This is a genomic window from Centipeda noxia ATCC 43541, assembly GCF_000160555.1.
GTDB classification, from domain to species: domain Bacteria; phylum Bacillota; class Negativicutes; order Selenomonadales; family Selenomonadaceae; genus Centipeda; species Centipeda noxia.
This window is the reverse complement of record NZ_GG749279.1, coordinates 472,828-493,445: the sequence shown is the minus strand read 5'-3', so window position 1 is coordinate 493,445 and position 20,618 is coordinate 472,828. Positions and strand designations below refer to the sequence as shown.

Below are 20,618 nucleotides of genomic sequence, written 5' to 3'. Positions count from 1 at the left end.
CCTTCAGAGGCTTTTCATTGTCTTACTTTATAATTCTTCAATAGAATTGGGGATTCATGAAAATGTGTTTTTAGTGAAGGAGATGTGGATTATGTTTAAAATTGGCAGGCAAATTGCGGGCATTGCTCTTGGCGTCGGTCTCCTTGGGGCAGGGACGACGGCACAGGCGTCTGTGCCGCAAGATGCGCTCGTTGTTGGCGGCATCGAGTATGGGGCTTCGGAGAATTATGTGCGGAGCGTATATGGAGCCCCACATAAAGTTGAGACAAAATATAATCCCTTCTATTCGGGCGGACAGGCAGTCGAATGGGAGTATGGCAGCGGCTTTGACATTACCTTTGTAGATGGTGCTGCACGCCGCATTGAAATTGATGCCCGCAACGGTATTCAGACAAAGGAAAATATTGCTGTCGGCACGGATGTAAATACGCTGATTGCGGCCTACGGACAGCCGGATACAATACGCGGGGATGATTATATCTACTTTGCGGATGGCGACCAGACGATTGGTTTTGCCTTTGAAATTGAGAATAATCGTGTCGACGAGATCAAGATGGGCGTGATTCGCTGAGTATCTGCACGGCGGCAGTGATACAGCTCATAAAAGGATTTTGAGGGAGAGACGGCCGTTGAATATTCGAATGGGTGCGGCGTTTGTCGGAATTGCAGTCATTGCCGGTGTCGCTGCGAACTTTACAATGGATGCGTTTTGCAGTACTGTGACAGTGCCGCCGCATACGAATGAAGAGAAAAGGATCACCATCGCACGTGATTCTGTGGAGCAGACGCTTTCGGCGGATGATGCTGCCAAGCGCGAGGCGGAGACATTGCGTCAGCATCGTGCAGAGGAACAAAAATCAGCTGCACGCATTGCACGCGACGGGCTGGTACTTGGCGATATCGCTTATGGGGCTTCGGAGGATGATGTGCGTGCGTGTTATGGAGCGCCATTTGAAGTGGAGTCGGAGCGCTCCATGCGTTATGCGGGAAAAGAAGTTGTTGAGTATGATTACACAGACGGCTTGTCCTTGGATTTCGTAGATGGCCTTGTACGCCAGGTCAAGATATCAGAGCGCAGTACACTTGCTTCGGGGAAGGGCGTTTGTATCGGTACTTCTTTGGAGGAGCTCCGTCGTGTGTATGGTGAGCCAAGCATGATCTATGGGGAGGACTACATCTACTTTTCCGAAGAAGATCCAACGGTTGGCTTCGCTTTCGAGATTGAGCATGGGCGTGTGGAAGAAATCAAAATGGGCGACCTTGGGCTCTGATTCATATGAGGATACGGTATGGACCGCATATTTTCTTGCGACACGTACCGTATTTTTGTTTGCTATTTATTGTTTAAAACCTCTCATAACAAAGAATATACATTCGTAAAGGACTGAATCATTGCATAATTATTGACGCTTTCGGTATTATCTGCTATAACTTAGTGTATATTTTATGAATGTCTGTGTTGAGTAAACGCTTGTTTCTTGTGAGGAGGGACAAAGATGAAGCTGGTTGTGACGATTGTCGGTCGAGATCAGGTCGGTATTGTCGCGATGGTGAGCGGGATTCTCGCGGAGCAGCGCGTGAACATCATGAACGTGAACCAAAATATCATGGACGGGTTCTTCAACATGGTCATGATTGCTGAGATGCCGGATGATGCGGAGATCCGTTTGAAGGACCTGCAGGAGATGCTGCGGAAAAAGGGAGAGGAGTGCGGCCTCGAGATCAAGGTTCAGCACCAGGAAATTTTTCAGGTCATGCACAGCATTTGAGCGAGGAGCGGCAGAGTGATTACATTTGAGGACATCCGGGAAACAAACCGGATGATTACGGAGAATCGTCTCGATGTGCGCACGATTACCATGGGGATATCCCTGCGTGACTGCGCGCATCCAAACATTGACAAGTTCTGTCAGAATGTGTATGAGAAGATTACGCACTCCGCTGAGGATCTCGTGCGGGCCGGTGAGGATATCGAAGCGGAATTCGGCATTCCCATCATCAACAAGCGCATCTCCGTCACACCGATTGCAATCGCGGCGGATGCATGCCGGACAGATTCCTTTGTACCTGTGGCAGAAGCGCTTGACCGTGCAGCAAAGGCTGTCGGCGTCAACTTCATCGGCGGATTCTCTGCTCTTGTGGAGAAGGGGCTGACTCGCGGCGACCGCGTGCTCATCGACTCGATCCCGCAGGCGATGGCTGCGACGGATATTGTCTGCTCATCGGTGAACATCGGTTCCACGAAGGCCGGCATCAATATGGATGCCGTGCGCGAGATGGGCGATGTGATCAAGCGTACGGCGGAACTGACGCGTGAGCAGGAGGCGATCGGCTGTGCAAAGATCGTGGTGTTCTGCAACGCGCCTGGGGACAATCCCTTTATGGCAGGGGCGTTCCACGGTGTTGCCGAGGGGGACCGCGTCATCAATGTCGGCGTCAGCGGCCCCGGCGTTGTAAAGCATGCGCTGGAGGATCTCAAGGGTGCGGACTTTACCGAGATTGCAGAGACGATCAAGCGGACCGCATTCAAGATCACGCGTGTTGGCCAGTTGGTTGCGCGTGAGGCATCTCGGCGCCTCGGAGTGCCGTTCGGGATCATTGATCTCTCGCTTGCACCGACCTCCGAGGTTGGTGACAGCGTGGCGCGCATTCTTGAGGAGATGGGTCTTGAGGCGTGCGGAGCTCCGGGGACAACGGCTGCGCTCGCACTGCTCAACGATGCGGTCAAGAAGGGCGGCCTCATGGCGAGTTCCCATGTCGGCGGACTATCGGGCGCATTTATCCCCGTCAGCGAGGATGAGGGCATGATTGATGCTGTGCAACGCGGCAGTCTAACGATCGAGAAGCTCGAGGCGATGACCTGTGTTTGTTCGGTCGGACTCGATATGATAGCGATTGAGGGCGATACATCAGCATCAACTATTGCAGCTATCATTGCAGATGAGGCTGCGATCGGGATAGTGAACAACAAGACGACAGCGGTGCGCATTATCCCAGTCCCTGGCAAGAAAGTAGGCGAGGGAGTCTCGTTCGGAGGACTCCTCGGCTACTCTCCGATTGTTCCCGTGCGCAGTGCGTTCAGCTCGGCGGCATTCATTGCGCGCGGCGGCCGCATCCCTGCACCTACGAGGTCACTGACGAACTGATATGAGAGTAACGAAAGCCATCAAAGCGGAGCAACTTCGCATTCTCCGCGAACTTTATCCCAACGCGAGACCGGCACTTGAATTCAAGACGCCGTTTGAACTGCTCATTGCCGTAATTCTCTCGGCACAGTGCACGGATGTGCGGGTAAACATTGTGACGAGCCGTCTCTTTCCCCGTGCAAATACGCCGGAGGCAATTGCCTCGCTCGGACAGGCGGAACTTGAGGCGGCGATCCATGACTGCGGGTTCTTCCGCATGAAGGCAAAGCATATCCTTGAGACCTGTGATATCCTGCTGCAGGAATATGGCGGTGAGGTTCCGGCAGATTTCGAGGCACTGCAGAAGCTCCCGGGCGTCGGGCGCAAGACGGCGAATGTCGTTATGAGCGTGGCCTTCCGCGTGCCTGCGATTGCCGTCGACACCCATGTGTTTCGCGTGGCGAATCGCCTGCACCTTGCTGTCGGCAAGACGCCGCTCGAGGTTGAGAAGGGGCTGCAGAAGGCGATTCCGCGTGCAGATTGGAGTGACGCGCATCACTGGCTGATCTTGCATGGACGTCAGATCTGCAAGGCGCGCAAACCACTCTGTGGCGATTGTCCGCTCAGCTTTATATGCCCAAGCAGCGCAGCCTAGAGAATTTCAATAGGGAAGGAGCGTGGGCGAGTGATCTACCGAAAAGCGCGGTTTGACGATATCGAGTCCATATTTGGACTTGTGCATATCTATGCAGCGCAGGGGGAGATGCTTCCGCGTTCGCGCAATACGCTCTATGAAAATCTGCGTGACATGGTGATTGCCGAGAGTGGAAGCGAGGTTGTTGGCGTCGGTGCTCTTCATATCATGTGGGATCGACTTGCCGAAGTCCGGATGATGGCAATTGCTCCCGCATATATGAGGCGAGGAATTGGCACGGAGATTGTTCGTTTGCTGCTTGATGAGGGAGATGCACTCGGTATTGAAAAGGTGTTTACCCTTACCTATAAGCCGGATTTTTTTCGGAAGCTCGGATTTATCCGTATTAGTCGGGAGGAACTGCCGCAGAAGGTGTGGAAGGAATGCATCGACTGCCCGAAGTATCCGAACTGTGATGAGATTGCTATGATCAAGGTATGATGGAGGTAAAGCTATGATCGTCGTTATGAACCCCAGAGCCACACAGGCGAATATTGATCAGGTTGCCGCAAAGATTGAGCAGGCCGGACTCCGCACGCATCTCTCCAAGGGTGAAGACCGTGTCATCATTGGTGTGATCGGCGACAAGAAAGTCATTGCAGGTCTTGAAATGAATATGCTGGAAGGCGTTGAGAAAACGGTTCGCATTACGGAGAAATACAAGATGGTCAGCCGCGATTTCCATCCGGCAAACAGCATCGTGGACGTCGCAGGCTTCCCCGTTGGCGGGGAGCAGCTTGCGATCATGGCGGGGCCATGCTCGGTGGAGAGTTACGATCAGGTCTATGACGTTGCGGTTAAGGTCAAGGCGGCCGGCGCACAGTTCCTGCGCGGCGGAGCCTTCAAGCCGCGTACGAGTCCCTATGATTTCCAGGGTCTTGGCCTTGAGGGACTGAAGATATTGCGCGATGTCGGAGACAAGACGGGGCTGCGCGTGGTGACGGAGATCGTGGACAAGGAGGATATTGAACTTGTATCCGAATACGCAGACCTCCTCCAGGTCGGTGCGCGCAATATGCAGAACTTCCAGATGCTCAAGGCGCTCGGAAAGATACAGATGCCAATTTTGTTCAAGAGAGGAATTTCTGCGACGATCAGTGAGTGGCTGAATGCTGCCGAATACATTGCATCGGGCGGCAACCAGAACATCATCTTTTGTGAGCGCGGCATTCGCACCTATGAGACCTTTACACGCAATACGATGGACCTCAATGCCGTCGCAGCACTTAAAGAGCTCACGCACTTCCCGGTGATTGCAGATCCGAGCCACGGGACCGGGCGCTGGCAGATGGTCCGTCCGTTGGCGCGCGCCTCCGTTGCTGTCGGTGCGGACGGCCTCATCATCGAGGTGCACTGCCATCCGGAGGAGGCTCTTTCGGACGGTGATCAGAGCCTCATTCCTCAGAACTTCGAACTGCTCATGGATGAAGTACGTCAGATTGCGCCTGCGGTCGGACGGCGCGTATGAGTCGGACGAAGCTTGCTGTTATCGGCGTCGGACTCATCGGCGGATCGCTCGGCCTCTGTCTCAAGGATGCGCTTGGCGATGACATCTATATCACAGGGCTCTGCCGCTCAGAGAAATCTATGCAGAAGGCGCTGCAGCTTGGTGCGGTGGATGAGGCCTCAGCTGATCTCGCGTCCGTAGTCGGAGGCGCGGAGATCGTCTACCTCAGCCCGCCGGTTCTGCAGATTGTGCCGATGGTCAAGCGGATTCTGCCGTATTTGAAGCCGGGTACCATTCTGACAGATGCGGGAAGCACGAAGGGCTATGTATACGATGCGCTGCATGAGATTCTGCCGCCGTCTGTCTTCTACGTGCCGGGGCATCCGATGGCGGGACGCGAGAAAAGCGGCGTGGAGGCGGCGACGAAGGATCTGTTTGCCGGCAAAGCGTATGTCATTATTGATGATCCGTCTGTACCGCGGGATGTCAAAGAACGGCTGATGAATATTCTCGTGCATACGAGGGCGAACTTTACAACGCTCGATCTCGCTCGGCATGACCGCTGCGCAGCGGTCATCAGCCACGTCCCGCACTTGGCGGCAGCGGCGCTCGTCACGCTGCTCAACCGCAGCGGCGATGATCTGGATGCGTGTCTTAAACTCATCGGCGGCGGGTTCAAAGATACGACGCGCATTGCCTCCTCCAATGCAGATATGTGGGCGGATATCTGCATGACGAATAAAAGACTGATTGTGGATGCGCTGCGTGAGCTGCAGGATATTCTCAGCGAGGTCGCTACTGCAATTGAAGCAGAAGATCGGCAGACCGTACATGATTATTTCACTGCTTCAAAGGAGCGCCGCGATGGGATTCTACGCGATGCGGAACAAAAATTTGATACAAACTGACGTTTTTCCTAAAAAAGTCTTTTTTTTAGAACGTACATATGATATGATGTAATAAGAACAGTTGTATGCATACAATCCTGTCAGGGGGTATCACCGTGAAGAAAACCAGAATATCCACGCGGCGCCAGTCCGAAATCTTGCAGTACATAAAAGACTTTTTGATCGAGAAGGGCTATCCGCCTTCGGTGCGCGAAATTGGAACGGCTGTGGGGCTCAAATCCAGCTCAACGGTACATCGCTATCTTGCCATGTTGGAGGAGAACGGCGCGATTCGCCGTGATGCGACAAAGCCGCGTGCCATTGACATCATGGGGGAGAATCCGTGGGGGCGCACGATTCCCGTCCCTCTTGTCGGTGTTGTAACGGCAGGCGAGCCCATTCTTGCAGAGCAGAACATCGAGGATGTATTCTCGTTTCCGCGCGGCCTTATCGGGACGGCAGAGGATGTGTTCATGCTCCGCATTCAGGGGGACAGCATGATTAACGTCGGTATCTTTGACGGAGACTTTGTTCTCGTACGTCAGCAGCCGACGGCGAACAACGGCGATATTGTTGTGGCGCTTGTCAACGGAGAGTCTGCAACAGTAAAACGTTTTTTCCGCGAAAAGAACTGCATTCGCCTGCAGCCGGAGAATGACTCGATGGAACCCTTCTATGAGACAGATGTACAAGTGCTCGGCAAGGTGATCGGCCTCTATCGCCATATCTGACAGATGACAAAGAGCGCTGCACGGGTGTGCAGCGCTCTTTTCATTTGCGTCGAAGAATGATATAATGAGATTGTTTTTTCTGTCGTTTGAGAGGCGATTATGGCAAAAGAATTGCGCAGCGGTTACACGACAGGTGCGTGTGCGGCGGCAGGTGTGAAAGCTTGCTTTTTATTTCAGGCGGGCGAAGATTGGAATGAGATCGCGCTCACGGCGCTGGACGGTACGCCGCTTGTCATCCCTGTGAAAGCCGTTGTGGAGACGCCGGACGGCGTCCGCGCTGAGGTCATTAAATTTTCAGGCGATGATCCGGACATCACAAACGGTGTCTCTGTATTTACCACAGTGAAGATGCTTGATGGGCATCAGGGCATTGTCTTTCGTGCAGGTGAAGGTGTCGGGACAGTGACCAAGCGGGGCATGAGTCTCCCGGTTGGTGAACCGTCAATCAACAAAGGACCGCGCGAGTTGATTCGCCGCGTTGTGTCAGAGATGACAGGACAGGAGGATTTTGGCGCGGAGGTCACCATTGCTATCCCTGAAGGTGTCGAACTTGCAAAAAAAACCCTCAATCCCGTTCTCGGGATCGAGGGAGGTATTTCTGTGATCGGAACGACCGGTGTGCTGCGTCCGATGTCTGAAGAGGCGTTCAAGGATTCTCTTGTGCCGCAGATCGATGTGGCGCTTGCATCCGGAGAAGACGTGCTCGTCTTTGTTCCTGGGAAAATTGGCGAGAGAATTGCCCTGGCTCTGGGCATTTCACAGGCGGCAATCATTGAGACCAGTAATTTTATCGGCTTTATGCTGGACCGTGCTGCAGAGCGCGGGGCAAAGGGCGTGCTCATTCTCGGACATACCGGCAAGCTTGTAAAGATTGCTGCCGGTGTCTTTCATACGCATAACCGCATTGCTGACGCACGTCTTGAAACTCTTGCTGCATATGCGGCAGCAGAGGGGCTGGAGCAGGATGGCGTGCGTGCTGTTCTTGCGTCCAATACAACCGAAGATGCCATGGAGCGTATTGCGGAGGCGGGGCTTTCGGAGCGTGTTTGCGCCGTCATTGCCGAACGTGTGCATGTGCGGGCAGAGCGGTATCTTTTCAGAAAGGTGCAGGTCGGTGCGCTGATGGTCAATTTTGCCGGGGATATTCTCGGCGCCGACGATCGCGCGCGTGCCTTTGCAAAGGAGCATGGATGGAAACTGGAAGCGTGACGCATAAGATAATTGTTGCAGGAATTGGTCCGGGGAATCCGGCGTATTTGTTGCCAAAAGCACAGAATACGATCGCAAATGCGCGTATTCTTGTCGGGGGACGGCGTGCGCTTGAAGATTTTGCGCATCCTGCGGCAAAGACGTATGCGATTGGTGCCGATATACCGGGCGTTCTTGCGTTTATCTGTACGTCTCTCGCAGAGAATGACGTTGTTGTCATGGTCTCCGGGGATCCCGGCTATTACTCTCTGCTGGATGCGCTACGCCGCACATTTCCCCTCGATCAGATTGAGGTGATTCCGGGCATCAGCTCTCTGCAGCTTGCGTTTTCCCGGTTGGCTCTCCCGTGGCACAATGCACGTCTGCTCAGTTTTCACGGACGGGAACCTCTGCCGGAGGAACTCTTTCGGGCGCCAGGAGCTGTTCTCGGTATGCTGACCGACGGACGGAACAATTCTCAGACCATCGCAGAGAGACTCCTTTCGCACGGCTGGAAGGAAAATGATGATATGCACATTTGCACGCGGCTTTCGTATGCAGATGAACAGATTGTGCACACGACGATCGGAGAAGCGTCTCGAGCCGCCGGGATCGGACACGGCGTGCTTGTCGTCTGTGCAGATAATGAGGAGTAAACATAATGGATCTTGGAATAAAGGATGATGCCTTCCTGCGGGGGAAGGTGCCGATGACGAAGGAGGAAATTCGTATTCTTACCCTCGTCAAGGCACAGATTGCTTCGGATGCCGTTGTCTATGACATCGGTGCAGGGACCGGCTCGCTCTCGATCGAGGCCGCGCGTCTTGCACCCCAGGGGCATGTGTACGCGATTGAAAAGAATCCGGAGGGCATCAGCCTCATCGCTGAGAATGCGAAGCGGTTTTCCGTGGAGAATATCACGGTGGTCGAGGGAACTGCCCCTGGCGCTTTGGAGGGGCTGCCGGCGCTTGATACGGCGCTGATCGGCGGCAGCGGACGGCAGCTGGCCGACATTCTGGATATTGTGGGAGAGCGTCTGCATCCCAACGGGCGCATTGTGGCGAATGCGATCACGATGCAGACGGTTGCTGCATGTTTGGATTATTTTCACAGTCATGCAGACCGCTATACATATGAAGCGATACAGGTACAGATCAGCCGATTGGAGCGTGTTGGCCCCTATGATATGGCAAAAGCGCTGAACCCGATTTATATTATCACGGCAGAGAGAAAGTGAGGTATATGTATGATTCATATTGTCGGTGCGGGGCCCGGTGATCCTGAGCTTATCACGGTAAAGGGCGCACGCTATCTTGGAGAGGCGGATGTCGTCATCTATGCAGGATCTCTCGTCAATCCTGCCCTTCTCAATATGTGCAAGGATGGGGCTGAGATTCATAACTCTGCGCATATGACGCTCGATGAAGTAGTCGAAGTGATCGCGCAGGCGGAGTCCGCGGGCAAGATGACCGTTCGCCTGCATACGGGCGATCCGGCGATCTACGGCGCCATTCAGGAGCAGATGGATGCGTGGAAGAAGCGTGGGTTCGAGTACGATGTGGTGCCCGGCGTGAGCTCCTTCCTTGGAACGGCAGCGGCCCTGCGACAGGAATATACGCTGCCCGGCATCTCCCAGACGGTCATCATTACGCGCAATGAGGGACGGACGCCCGTACCAGAGCGTGAGAACCTGCGCGGCCTTGCTGCACATCATGCGACGATGTGTATCTTTCTCTCGATTTCAATGATTGAGGAGGTTGCAGCGGAACTTGTCGCCGGCGGGTATGAGAAAACAACACCGATCGCTATTGTGCAGCGTGCAACGTGGCCGGAGCAGAAGATTCTGCGCGGTACGCTTGAGACGATTGCAGAGCAGGTAAAGGCGGAGGAGATCGACCGTACAGCGATGATCGTTGTTGGAGACTGTCTCGATACGAATTATGAGCTCTCCAAGCTCTATGCGCCCGGATTCTCGCATATGTTCCGGGATGCAAAGCAGTGAGAACAGCACTCTTTGCGCTGACCGCCGGAGGCGTGCAACTTGCTGTCCGCCTTGCAGATGCAGTAGACGGCAGTACTGTAATTCATATCCCGGAACGCCTGCGCGGCAATATTTCGGAAGGATATGAAACAGTATATTTTTTGCGTCTGGCAGATGTCATGAAAACGGCATTCACACGCTATGATGCACTTGTCTGCATCATGGCGACCGGCATTGTCGTGCGCATGATTGCCCCCTATGCCGATAGCAAGCTCTATGACCCCGCGGTTCTTGTCTTTGATGAGCAGGGGAAACACGGCATCAGCCTCCTGTCAGGTCATATCGGCGGTGCAAATGAACTTACGCGGCGGCTTTGTGCAGCTGTGGGTGCCGATCCTGTCATTACGACAGCGACGGATGTGACGGGCGTTCTCGCGCCTGACAGCATTGCAGCGCAGCTGGCGCTGCGCCCTGTTCCAAAGAGCGGGATACAGGTAATAAATACGGCGCTGGTCGAGGGCAGAACCGCATCCTACTTCATTGATTCAGACCTCCCGCATGCGGCGTTCTATGAAGCGCATCTGCGCGCAGAGGAAATACAGCCGAGGCTCTTTTGCGGGGTGCTGCCTCCGGTGGGAGAGGACGAATACCATGTGATTATTACGCGGGCAGAAGCAGTTCCGGAGATGTCTGCAATGCCGCCGCGCACACTCTATCTGACGCCTCGGCGCCTGATTGCAGGGGTCGGATGCCGCGCGGGCGTACCCGAGGCAAAGATTCTGCGGGCACTCACACAGGCATGCAGCATGATTGGACGGAGCCCCTCTTTCATTGATGCGTTTGCCAGTACAGAGGTCAAGCGCGATGAGGCAGGTCTCCTCGCAGCAGTGCGGACGCTTGGCCGGGAGATTCAATTCTTTCCAAACGAGGCCCTTGCACATATGATTGATCAATATGGACTGACAGAGTCCGATTTTGTCCGGCAGACCATCGGCGTTGGGAATGTTTCCGAAGCGGCGGCGCTCTGTGCGGCAGGAAAAGAAGGAGGGCGCATGGCGCTCGGAAAAACAGGATTTGGGAAAGTGACGGTGGCACTCTTATGGGAAAAATAAGCGTTGTGGGCATTGGCCCCGGCAGTTTGGACGATATGACTTATCGTGCACGACGCACGATCGAAGAAGCGACGACAGTCGTCGGATACAAGCGTTATGTTGAGCTCATTGCCGAACTCGTTGAAGGGAAACAAGTACTCGACACGGGTATGACGCAGGAGATTGATCGCTGCCGGGCGGCGCTCAAAGCGGCATCGGATGGGGAGACGGTTGTTGTCATCTCAAGCGGCGATGCGGGTATCTACGGGATGGCAGGGCTTGTCCTTGAGCTTCTCGTGAAGATGGAGGAAACGGAGCGGCCGGAGTTCGGCGGCGTCATTCCAGGGGTCTCAGCGATGAGCGCTGCAGCGGGGCTTCTCGGAGCGCCTATTATGCATGATTTTGTCGTGATTAGCCTGTCTGATCTCCTTACGCCGTGGGAGGTCATTCAGGATCGCGCAGAGCTCGCGGCGAAGGGCGATTTTGTCACGGCGCTTTACAATCCGCGCAGCAATAAGCGCGTGGGCCAGATCAAAGCCGTACAGGAAATCTTCCTCCATCATCGTATGCCTGAGACACCAGTCGGCATTGTGACAGGCGCAAGTCGTGCTGATGAAACAACTCTAATTTCAACACTTGGTACATTTACAAAAGAAGATATCAATATGTTCTCACTCGTTATCATCGGCAACTCTAAGACACGACGTGTAGGAGAGTGGATGATTACGCCGCGCGGTTATCAGAAGAGGGAGCCGGGACTTTGATTTTCGTAGCAGCAGGCACGCAAGACGGACGGGAAATTGTGCGCCGATTATGCGCTGCAGGATACGATGTGGCCGCATCTGTGGTCAGCTCCTATGGCGAGCAGCTTCTCTCAGAGCAGCGCGAAGCGGGCGGCGGGAAGCTTCTGATCAACGATACGCCGCTTGATGAAGACGGCCTCCATGCATTTTTCAAAGAGCATGGGGTTCACCTCTTTGTCGATGCAACGCATCCCTATGCAGTGAATGTATCGCGGAATGCAATGAAAGCAGCGGCAGAGGAGAAGATCCCCTACATTCGATACGAACGCAACATGACCGATATATCCTGCCGCAATGTGCATCTCGTCCACTCCTATGAGGAGGCGGCTGAGGTCTCATCGCGTCTTGGGAAAACGGTATTCCTGACGACAGGAAGCCGGAATCTGGAGCGCTTTGTCAAGGCACCGCCGCTCGCGGACGCCACACTGATTGCGCGTGTTCTGCCGACGGCAGAGGTCATTGCGCTCTGTGAGGGGCTCGGGCTGACGCCGGCACAGATCATTGCGATGCAGGGGCCCTTCTCGCGGGAGCTGAACCGTTCCATGTATGAGAAGTATCATGCCGATGTCATTGTGACAAAGAACAGCGGGACGATCGGCGGTACCGATGAAAAATTCCAGGCGGCCGAGGATTTGGGCCTGCCTGTGGTTGTCATTGACCGTCCTGTCCTTGACTATCCGCACATGGCGCACACATTTGAGGAAATACAGACATTTGTTGAATCAATGAGTAAATTGTAAAAGAAGGGGTATAAATATGGATTTTATTAAGGAGCCGATGGCAATTGAAAACCGCAGCATGGAGCTGATTGCACCGCACCTGGAGGGGCTTAACCTCGATGAGCGTGCAACGAAAGTCTATTCGCGCCTGATTCATGCATCGGGCGACGTCGGCTATGCGCCGATCACGCGCGTTCATCCGGAGGCGATTGATCGTGCGATTGAGGCGCTCAAGAGCGGCGCGCACATCTATACGGATGTGGAGATGGTCCGCACAGGCATCAACAAGAAGAAGCTGGCCTCGTTCGGCGGAGAGGTGCACTGTCTCGTTGCTGATGCCGATGTTGCCGTTCGCGCAAAGGAACTCGGCATTACGCGTTCGATGGTCGCGATGCGCCAGTTCGGCAAGGCGCTGGATGGCAGTATTGTTGCGATTGGAAATGCACCGACGGCGCTCTTTGAGGTGCTTCGCATGGTGCGCGAGGAGGGGATTCGCCCCGCTTGCATCGTCGGTATTCCCGTCGGCTTTGTCGGCGCGGCAGAGTCCAAGGCAGAGCTCGCGGAGAACGGCATTGTGCCGTATATCACCGTTGAGGGCACGAAGGGCGGTAGCCCGATTGCGGCCGCTGCAGTCAATGCCTTGATGTATCTGATTGACAATACGCGCCCCTAAGGAGAGATCGGTTCATGCAGTGGAATATTCCGCGCATTGTCATTGCCGCAACGCAGTCGGGCGCAGGAAAGACGACGCTTGTTGCGGGGCTTCTGGCGGCATTGCGGGCACGCGGTCTTAGTGTGCAGTCATTTAAGGTGGGGCCGGATTATATCGATCTCGGATATCACCGGATCGCCGGCGGCCGCACAGGGCATAATCTGGATACCTGGCTCGTGCCGGAGGACCGCCTGACGGAAATCTTTGCGCGCGAATGCGCAGGAGCGGATATCGCGGTGATTGAGGGCGTTATGGGACTCTATGACGGCGGGCGGCGCGGCGTCAGTTCAACTGCTGCGGTTGCGAAGTTGCTGAGGGCTCCTGTACTCCTCGTCATTGATGCAAAATCTGCAGGAGCCTCTGTCGCAGCAACTGCACTCGGGTTTCGCTCCTATGACTCGGAACTGAACCTTGCAGGCGTTCTCATCAACCGTCTTGGGAGCGAGACGCACGAGGAGATGGTGCGCGAGGCGATGGCAGGCATTGATATGCCGGTATACGGCGCACTTCGCCGTGACGATGTACTTGCTCTGCCGGAGCGGCACCTTGGACTCACCCCGGTGGAGGAGCATGCGGCATCGGAGACGATTCGTGCTGTCGGAGAGAGGGTCGAGGCAGGGCTTGCAATTGCAGATATACTGGAACTTGCCAAGAGTGCAGCAGCTCTTCCCCTTCCGCAGAATCCTGTGCAGCGCGCTGCACGAAGATGCCGCATTGCGGTTGCACGAGATGACGCATTTTCGTTTTACTATGCGGCGAGCCTCGCTGTGCTTGAGGTATGCGGTGCCGAAATCATAGAGTTTAGTCCTCTGCGTGATGCTGCCGTTCCGGATGCGGACGGGATCATCATCGGCGGAGGCTTCCCGGAGATGTTCGCGGGAGAACTTGCTGCCAATGTATCTATGCGTACCTCCATTCGTGCGGCGGCAGATGCTGGCATGCCCATCTATGCCGAGTGCGGGGGATATATGTATCTAATGCAGTCATTAGCTGATTTTTCCGGTGCTGTTCACGAGATGGCCGGTGTCTTCCCCGCACAGGCGAAGATGACGGAGAAACTGCAGATGGTCGGCTATGTTGAAGCGGAGCAGACGGAAGATACGGTATTTGGTCCGGCGGGGCTTGTCCTGCACGGGCATGAGTTCCACTTCTCTGTAGAGGAAGCTGCGGATGAGGCGGAGACTGTACGCCCGTTCCGTTTTACCAAGCTGCGCAGCGGCGCGCAGTATCCGGCAGGATGCATTTATAAAAATACGCTTGGCAGCTATCTGCACTTGCATTTTGCAGGCTGCCCGGATGCAGCAGAGCGCTTTGTGGAGGCATGCAGCGGATGGGGAAAATAATTCTTGTCACGGGCGGTGTGCGCTCCGGAAAATCGGCATTTGCTGAACGTTATGCAGTGCGCTGCGCCGCACAGACGGGAGCGCAGGTTGCCTATATTGCAACTGCGCAGGTCTACGATGAGGAGATGCGCCAACGTGTCGATCTTCACCAAAACCGCCGTCCGGCGGATTGGTCCACCTATGAAGCGCCTTTCCATACAGAGGATGCCATCCGTGCGGCGGGAGCGTCGCACGGTGTCATCCTTTTTGACTGCATTACCATGTTCCTGAGCAACGACATGCTTCAGTATCCGGAGGAGGAACAGGAGCGCGATGATTTCGCTGTCCATGTCGGAGAGCGCATAGGGGCGCTTGTTTCTGCGGCGCTGGAGGTTTCGGCGACCACAGTCTTTGTGACGAATGAGGTGGGGGCGGGGATTGTTCCGGAGCATCGCCTCGGGCGCCTTTATCGGGATATGGCGGGCCTTGCGAATCAGCAGATTGCCTCCCATGCAGAGGAGGTTTATCTTGTCACCTGCGGTATTCCCGTGAACATCAAGAAACTGGCGGAGGACATCTGAATGGCAAAGAGCATCATGTTGATGGGAACGAGCTCTCATGTAGGCAAGAGTATTCTTACAACGGCGCTCTGCCGCATATTTCGGCAGGAGGGCTGCCGTGCCGTACCGTTCAAGGCGCAGAATATGGCGCTGAACTCCTATGTCACGCTGGACGGGCGTGAGATGGGGCGCGCGCAGGTCGTACAGGCGGAGGCGGCAGGGCTTGCTCCGATGGTTGATATGAATCCCGTCCTCCTGAAGCCGAGCGGAAACGCTCAGTCCCAGGTCATCATTATGGGGGAACCGGTCGGCAACATGAGCGCTCGTGAGTATCACAAGGGGTATTCTCTCAAGGCGTGGGGAGCCGTCGAAGAGGCTCTGGAGCGTCTGCAGGAAGAGTATGACATGCTCGTTATCGAGGGAGCAGGCAGTCCCGCAGAGATCAACCTCAAAGCGAACGATATTGTAAACATGCGTGTGGCAAAGCATTTGCAGGCGCCTGTCCTGCTCATTGCGGACATCGACCGCGGCGGAGCACTTGCTTCTCTCGTGGGCACGCTGGAACTGCTCGACGAGGAGGAGCGTGCGCTTGTCAAGGGGCTTGTCATCAATAAATTCCGCGGTGATGTGACACTGCTTGCGCCCGCACTGACCTTTCTTGAGGAGAAGACGGGCAAGCCCGTACTTGGCGTTGTTCCGCATATCGAACAGCTTGGCATTGATGAGGAGGATTCTGTCTCCCTGGATGAAAAGCATTACGGCGATGCGGCTGCAGGTGCAGATCAGCTGCGCATTGCTGTCATCCGCACGCCGAAGCTTTCGAACTTTACGGATTTTGACGCGCTGGCAAATGAGCCGGATGCAGCACTCTACTATGTGAGCTCGCCTGCAGAATTGGGGACCCCCGACCTCATTCTGCTGCCGGGCTCGAAGAATACGACGGAGGATCTGCTCTACATCCGCGAGAGCGGTCTGGAGGCCGCGATCCGCCGTTGCGTGTCGAGCGGCATGCCGCTCTTTGGCATCTGCGGCGGTTATCAGATGCTTGGCCGCGTTGTTCGCGATCCGCATCATACAGAATCCAAACATGACGAGACGGAGGGCTTTGGCTATCTCCCCATCGAGACGACCTTTGCTGCGAAGAAACGACTGCGCCAGGTCACGGCAGAGTGTGCAGATTTCCCCTTCATGGGTACGCCGATTTCAGGCAGCGGACTTCCCGGCTATGAGATTCATATGGGGGAGACGCAGTTCACGGAGGATATTCACCGCCCATTCCGTATTGTGCGGGCCGGCAATGCAGCAGCAGATCTGCTCGACGGAGCCCTCTCGCATGACGGCCTCGTCGCAGGGACGTATATCCACGGCATCTTTGATGATGATGCGTTCCGGCGGACTGTGCTCAACCGTCTGCGTGTCCGGCGAGGATGGGAGGAGCTCCCCGTGCAGTACCGCTACCGTGCGGCGAAGGAACGCGCCTATGATCGCCTCGCTGAGACAGTGCGCACGAGTCTTGATATGGAGAAACTCATGAAGATTGCCGGCGTGGAGGCGCTCAGATGATCCCTGCCTCCATCGCTGCTATGGCTGCGTTTTTCCTGGATACGGCGCTTGGTGACCCGCAGACACGGTGGCATCCTGTTGCTGTTCTCGGACGTTTCATCGGCTGGCTTGATCGGCTGCTGTATCCGGAGCAAGGAAGCGATCAGCGAAAGTTTGCCATGGGAGCCGTGCTTACGCTGCTGGTGCTCTGCATTTCTTATGCATTTGCAGAGGGACTTCTTATAGCGGTGCGCCAGCTGCCCATAGAGTGGGGGACGGATGCTGCCGGCATCATACTGCTCTACTTTTGCATTTCGCCGCGTACACTGGCAAAGGCAGGGCAGGACATCTATGCGCTGCTTGTCAAGGGAGACCTTTCGGCGGCGCGGGAGCACGTCGGCTATATTGTCGGGCGTGATACGGCACAGCTGGATGAATCAGATGCTGCACGTGCGACGATTGAGACTGTTGCGGAGAATACCGTGGATGGTGTCGTAGCACCGCTCTTCTTCTTTGCATTGGGCGGAGCTCCGCTCGCCGTGCTCTATCGTGCAGCAAATACAATGGACTCGATGCTCGGGTATAAGAACACACGCTATCTCTACTTCGGCCGCATGGCCGCGCGTGTGGATGATGTGCTGAACTTTGTCCCGGCACGCATCACGGGCATACTCTTTGTTATGGCGGCATTTCTGCTCGGCTATGACGGTCGGAATGCGCTGAACATTCTCGTGCGCGATGCCGCCGGGCATCCAAGTCCGAACGGCGGACATGCAGAGGCTCCTGTTGCCGGAGCTCTGCATGTCCGGCTCGGCGGCGTGAATTACTACTTTGGCGAGCGGCATTTTCGCGCCTATATGGGAGACCCCCATATGGATATATCCGCGAAGCACATTATAGGTGCCATCCGGCTTATGTATACGGCTGCGGTACTCTTTCTGCTCTTTTACTATTTGATTTCTCTCTACAAATAGAGGCGCTTTATGCATTCTTTTCTCATTGGACTTCAATTTCTTACACGGATTCGACTCGTGCGCCAGACGGAATGGACAGCAGAGGATTTCGGGCGCAGTACGCGTTTTTTTCCTCTGGTCGGTCTCGTTCTCGGCATATGCTATGCGCTCTTTGCATTGCTGCTGCTTTATGCAGTCGGAATGCGCGCACTCACGGCAGCGCTCCTGCTGGTTCTTCCTCTTCTCCTGACAGGCGGCCTGCATGCAGACGGTTTTATGGACACAGCGGACGGTGTGTTCTCTGGACGCGATCGTGAACGAAAACTCGAGATTATGAAGGACAGCAGGGTCGGCGCGTTCGGTGTGGTTTCCTTCGTGATGCTCATGTTCGTTCAGTATGCGCTGATCTCCGATATGCACCCGCTGCTGCTGATTCCTGCGCTCTTCGTTATGCCCGTGATCGGCAGATTTGCAATGGTGCTTTCCGTTGCCTGTTTCCCTTATGCACGTGAGGATGGGATGGGGAAGACGTTTGCAGATATGGCGGACCGCAAGACAATTGTGATTGCTGCCCTCATAACAATGATCCTAGTCCTGCCGTGGGGGGGGCTGGCGGCACTGGCGCTTGTGCTGGGAACCGTATTTGCGCTTCTCTTCTGCCGGCTGATCACGCATGTATTGGGCGGTGTGACCGGCGACGTTTACGGTGCAGCTACAGTTCTCACGGAGACGCTTGTCCTTTTTGTCTATTCTCTTGCATCAACACAACCTAATGTTTGGGGGCTCTTATGGAAATAATTGCAAAAGCACCGGCATCCTGCGGTGAACTCCTCGAAGGCGTCCTGGAAGGGACGCCGTTTCTTGTGACCGCGCCGATCAGTATGTATGCGACAGCAACGGTGTCGGATGCATTTACGGGCATGCACGGCCTTGGAACAAAAGCGCAGGAGGCACTTGAGCGGACATTAGTCTATATCGGTCAGAAACACTTTCCCTTCGGCATACGCCTTGCATCGCATATCCCACAGGGCAAGGGGATGGCCTCATCCAGTGCGGATATTGCAGCGGTTTCCTATGCTGCGGCACGGATATTCGGTCGTGTGCTTACAGGACGTGAGATCATGGACATTGCCATTGCGATTGAGCCGAGCGACGGCATTTCCTTTGCGGGGCTCTCCCATGTCAGCCATACAACGGGGGAACTCTTTGCACAGTATCGGAATGTGCCTCTTCTCGGCATTTCCATCTTTGATGTGGGCGGAGAAGTAGACACCATTGCATACTATCGGAGCAAAGGAAACTCCGGCAATCAAGATGAGACATACCGCCGCCTGCTTGATACCGTCAGCCGGGCATTTCAAGCGGATGGACGGGAACAGGAACGGCTCCTTGGAGAGACGGCCACGGAAAGCGCACGCCTCAACCAGGAACATCTGCCCAAGGCACGACTGGATGATTTTATCGCTGCTGCTGAGGAGAAGGGGGCTCTTGGCGTTCTCGTTGCACACAGCGGAACCGTTGTAGGAGCGCTCTGGGCATCGGATATGCGTGCAGCAGATATGGAGGCGCGCACGCAGGAGCTTGCGGAGGCATTTGACGGTGCCTACACCTATATGCAGAATGCACGGCTGATCTCCGGCGGTGTCGTATGCGAGATCAGAGCCTGAACAATGAAAGGGGCAGGGGGATATGACAGAAATCATCATCATTCGGCATGGGGAAACCGAGTGGAATAAGACGGGACGGTTTCAGGGACATTCAGATATAGCTCTTTCACAGGAGGGGCGTGCGCAGGCAGCGGCATTGGGACGAAATCTCGCCGTTGACGATGTGGACGCGATTTATGCAAGCGATCTTACGAGAGCTATGGAGACGGCTGCGCCTCTTGCGAAGCGTTTCGGGTTGGAAGTCATTCCGGATGCTGCTCTGCGGGAGTTGAATTTCGGCGCGTGGGAAGGGCGCAACTTTCATGATGTCAATGCAGAGTATCCGGGTGCAATGAAGAATTTTTACAATGATCCCGAACTGGCTGATATTCCAGACAGTGAGAACTTTACCGATTTTCAGAAGCGCGTCGCGCGACGTGTGCGTGGGATTGCGGAAGAGCATTGCGGCAAGCGTGTTATTATCGTTTCGCATGGAGCGTCCATCCGGATCCTGTTCGCCGATATTCTTGCTATGCCAATTCGTTCGATCTGGCATATCTCTCAGCTCAATACAGCGGTCAATCGCATCCGATTTGAAGATGACGGATTTGCCGTTGTTTCTCTTATGAACGATACCTCACATTTGAGCTCAGGGATTGGAGAATGAATATTTTTGCTGTTGGTCTGGGCGGTGCGATAGGAGCGCTGTGCCGTTATTTTCTTGGACAATTTATACCGAAGCTTGGAAGCGGTTTCCCGTTTGGCACATTTTCTGTCAATTTAATCGGCTGCTTTATGATCGGAGCGATCGTTGGCTTTGTGGGCAGGAACAGTGGGCTTGGTCCGCGCCTTGTACTCTTCCTGCAGACAGGGATATGCGGCGGTTTTACGACGTTCTCAACATTTTCCCTTGAGACAGTGTCTCTTCTTGAAGAAGGAAAGTTTGTCGTTGCTGTACTCTATATTGTTTTGAGCGTCGTGTTTGGAATTCTTGCTCTGCTGATGGCAAAGTACTTTGTAAATATATGGGGTTGAGAATCGAGTATGCTTGTTATTCATTGAATGTAATCAAACATCAGCAAGAAGGAGAAATGAGATTATGGATATGGAAACAAAACAGCCTGTTGTAGCAATTTGTTACGATTTTGACAAGACGTTATCGCCAAATGATATGCAGGCACAAGGTTTTATTCAATCAGTTGGATATGATATACCGG

General features: G+C 54.7%; 25 protein-coding genes. All 25 read left to right on the top strand.

Annotated elements, in window-relative coordinates:
* The first annotated feature begins 91 nt into the window (after positions 1-91).
* The 25 genes from HMPREF7545_RS03800 to crcB all read left to right on the top strand — a co-directional run bounded on the left by HMPREF7545_RS03800 (position 92) and on the right by crcB (position 20,436).
* Positions 92-571: a hypothetical protein gene (locus tag HMPREF7545_RS03800; RefSeq protein WP_006696040.1), complete on the top strand. Its 480-nt coding sequence runs from the start codon at positions 92-94 to the stop codon at positions 569-571.
* Positions 572-641: 70 nt separating this feature from the next.
* Complete coding sequence (locus HMPREF7545_RS03795) at positions 642-1,271, top strand: hypothetical protein (RefSeq protein ID WP_006694358.1); 630 nt, start codon at positions 642-644, stop codon at positions 1,269-1,271.
* 225 nt (positions 1,272-1,496) lie between these two features.
* The gene (locus HMPREF7545_RS03790; RefSeq protein ID WP_006694357.1) at positions 1,497-1,769 is read left to right on the top strand and encodes an ACT domain-containing protein; all 273 of its coding nucleotides are present in this window, start codon (positions 1,497-1,499) and stop codon (positions 1,767-1,769) included.
* A gap of 15 nt (positions 1,770-1,784) precedes the next feature.
* Positions 1,785-3,146 (top strand): PFL family protein, encoded by a 1,362-nt coding sequence (locus HMPREF7545_RS03785; RefSeq protein WP_006696042.1) that lies wholly within the window; start codon positions 1,785-1,787, stop codon positions 3,144-3,146.
* Between the two features lies 1 nt (position 3,147).
* A complete protein-coding gene (gene nth / locus HMPREF7545_RS03780) occupies positions 3,148-3,780 on the top strand; it encodes an endonuclease III (protein ID WP_006694355.1) in 633 nt (210 codons plus the stop codon).
* Positions 3,781-3,810: 30 nt separating this feature from the next.
* Positions 3,811-4,260 carry an N-acetyltransferase gene (locus HMPREF7545_RS03775; RefSeq protein WP_006694354.1) on the top strand — a complete coding sequence of 150 codons (450 nt, stop codon included), beginning with the start codon at positions 3,811-3,813 and terminating at the stop codon, positions 4,258-4,260.
* 13 nt (positions 4,261-4,273) lie between these two features.
* Positions 4,274-5,287 carry a 3-deoxy-7-phosphoheptulonate synthase gene (gene aroF / locus HMPREF7545_RS03770; protein WP_006694353.1) on the top strand — a complete coding sequence of 338 codons (1,014 nt, stop codon included), beginning with the start codon at positions 4,274-4,276 and terminating at the stop codon, positions 5,285-5,287.
* Complete coding sequence (locus HMPREF7545_RS03765; RefSeq protein ID WP_006694352.1) at positions 5,284-6,174, top strand: prephenate dehydrogenase; 891 nt, start codon at positions 5,284-5,286, stop codon at positions 6,172-6,174. The genes aroF and HMPREF7545_RS03765 overlap by 4 nt, the downstream gene beginning before the upstream one ends.
* A 65-nt stretch (positions 6,175-6,239) precedes the next feature.
* A complete protein-coding gene (lexA, locus tag HMPREF7545_RS03760) occupies positions 6,240-6,884 on the top strand; it encodes a transcriptional repressor LexA (RefSeq protein ID WP_006694351.1) in 645 nt (214 codons plus the stop codon).
* A 99-nt stretch (positions 6,885-6,983) separates the two neighbouring features.
* Positions 6,984-8,093: a cobalt-precorrin-5B (C(1))-methyltransferase CbiD gene (cbiD, locus tag HMPREF7545_RS03755; RefSeq protein ID WP_006694350.1), complete on the top strand. Its 1,110-nt coding sequence runs from the start codon at positions 6,984-6,986 to the stop codon at positions 8,091-8,093.
* Positions 8,075-8,728, top strand: a complete 654-nt coding sequence (gene cbiE / locus HMPREF7545_RS03750; RefSeq protein WP_006694349.1) for a precorrin-6y C5,15-methyltransferase (decarboxylating) subunit CbiE — start codon at positions 8,075-8,077, stop codon at positions 8,726-8,728. The genes cbiD and cbiE overlap by 19 nt, the downstream gene beginning before the upstream one ends.
* Before the next feature lie 5 nt (positions 8,729-8,733).
* Positions 8,734-9,309 (top strand): precorrin-6Y C5,15-methyltransferase (decarboxylating) subunit CbiT, encoded by a 576-nt coding sequence (gene cbiT, locus HMPREF7545_RS03745; protein WP_006694348.1) that lies wholly within the window; start codon positions 8,734-8,736, stop codon positions 9,307-9,309.
* 9 nt (positions 9,310-9,318) lie between these two features.
* Positions 9,319-10,074 (top strand): precorrin-4 C(11)-methyltransferase, encoded by a 756-nt coding sequence (cobM, locus tag HMPREF7545_RS03740; RefSeq protein ID WP_006694347.1) that lies wholly within the window; start codon positions 9,319-9,321, stop codon positions 10,072-10,074.
* A complete protein-coding gene (locus tag HMPREF7545_RS03735; protein WP_006694346.1) occupies positions 10,071-11,165 on the top strand; it encodes a cobalt-precorrin 5A hydrolase in 1,095 nt (364 codons plus the stop codon). Before cobM ends, HMPREF7545_RS03735 begins: the two co-directional genes overlap by 4 nt.
* Positions 11,153-11,908 (top strand): precorrin-3B C(17)-methyltransferase, encoded by a 756-nt coding sequence (gene cobJ / locus HMPREF7545_RS03730; protein WP_006694345.1) that lies wholly within the window; start codon positions 11,153-11,155, stop codon positions 11,906-11,908. Before HMPREF7545_RS03735 ends, cobJ begins: the two co-directional genes overlap by 13 nt.
* Positions 11,905-12,687: a precorrin-6A reductase gene (gene cobK, locus HMPREF7545_RS03725; RefSeq protein ID WP_006694344.1), complete on the top strand. Its 783-nt coding sequence runs from the start codon at positions 11,905-11,907 to the stop codon at positions 12,685-12,687. The genes cobJ and cobK overlap by 4 nt, the downstream gene beginning before the upstream one ends.
* Before the next feature lie 16 nt (positions 12,688-12,703).
* Positions 12,704-13,339, top strand: coding sequence for a precorrin-8X methylmutase (locus tag HMPREF7545_RS03720; RefSeq protein WP_006694343.1), 636 nt, complete (start codon positions 12,704-12,706; stop codon positions 13,337-13,339).
* Between the two features lie 14 nt (positions 13,340-13,353).
* Positions 13,354-14,721: a cobyrinic acid a,c-diamide synthase CobB gene (locus HMPREF7545_RS03715; RefSeq protein WP_006694342.1), complete on the top strand. Its 1,368-nt coding sequence runs from the start codon at positions 13,354-13,356 to the stop codon at positions 14,719-14,721.
* On the top strand, positions 14,709-15,281 hold the full coding sequence (gene cobU, locus HMPREF7545_RS03710) for a bifunctional adenosylcobinamide kinase/adenosylcobinamide-phosphate guanylyltransferase (RefSeq protein ID WP_006694341.1): 573 nt from the start codon (positions 14,709-14,711) through the stop codon (positions 15,279-15,281). Before HMPREF7545_RS03715 ends, cobU begins: the two co-directional genes overlap by 13 nt.
* The gene (locus HMPREF7545_RS03705; protein WP_006694340.1) at positions 15,282-16,823 is read left to right on the top strand and encodes a cobyric acid synthase; all 1,542 of its coding nucleotides are present in this window, start codon (positions 15,282-15,284) and stop codon (positions 16,821-16,823) included.
* A complete protein-coding gene (gene cbiB / locus HMPREF7545_RS03700; RefSeq protein WP_006694339.1) occupies positions 16,820-17,776 on the top strand; it encodes an adenosylcobinamide-phosphate synthase CbiB in 957 nt (318 codons plus the stop codon). The genes HMPREF7545_RS03705 and cbiB overlap by 4 nt, the downstream gene beginning before the upstream one ends.
* 9 nt (positions 17,777-17,785) lie before the next feature.
* Positions 17,786-18,553, top strand: coding sequence for an adenosylcobinamide-GDP ribazoletransferase (gene cobS, locus HMPREF7545_RS03695; RefSeq protein ID WP_006694338.1), 768 nt, complete (start codon positions 17,786-17,788; stop codon positions 18,551-18,553).
* Positions 18,544-19,422 (top strand): GHMP family kinase ATP-binding protein, encoded by an 879-nt coding sequence (locus tag HMPREF7545_RS03690; protein ID WP_006694337.1) that lies wholly within the window; start codon positions 18,544-18,546, stop codon positions 19,420-19,422. The genes cobS and HMPREF7545_RS03690 overlap by 10 nt, the downstream gene beginning before the upstream one ends.
* 22 nt (positions 19,423-19,444) lie before the next feature.
* Positions 19,445-20,068 carry a histidine phosphatase family protein gene (locus HMPREF7545_RS03685; protein WP_006694336.1) on the top strand — a complete coding sequence of 208 codons (624 nt, stop codon included), beginning with the start codon at positions 19,445-19,447 and terminating at the stop codon, positions 20,066-20,068.
* The gene (crcB, locus tag HMPREF7545_RS03680; protein ID WP_006694335.1) at positions 20,065-20,436 is read left to right on the top strand and encodes a fluoride efflux transporter CrcB; all 372 of its coding nucleotides are present in this window, start codon (positions 20,065-20,067) and stop codon (positions 20,434-20,436) included. The genes HMPREF7545_RS03685 and crcB overlap by 4 nt, the downstream gene beginning before the upstream one ends.
* Positions 20,437-20,618: the final 182 nt, after the last annotated feature.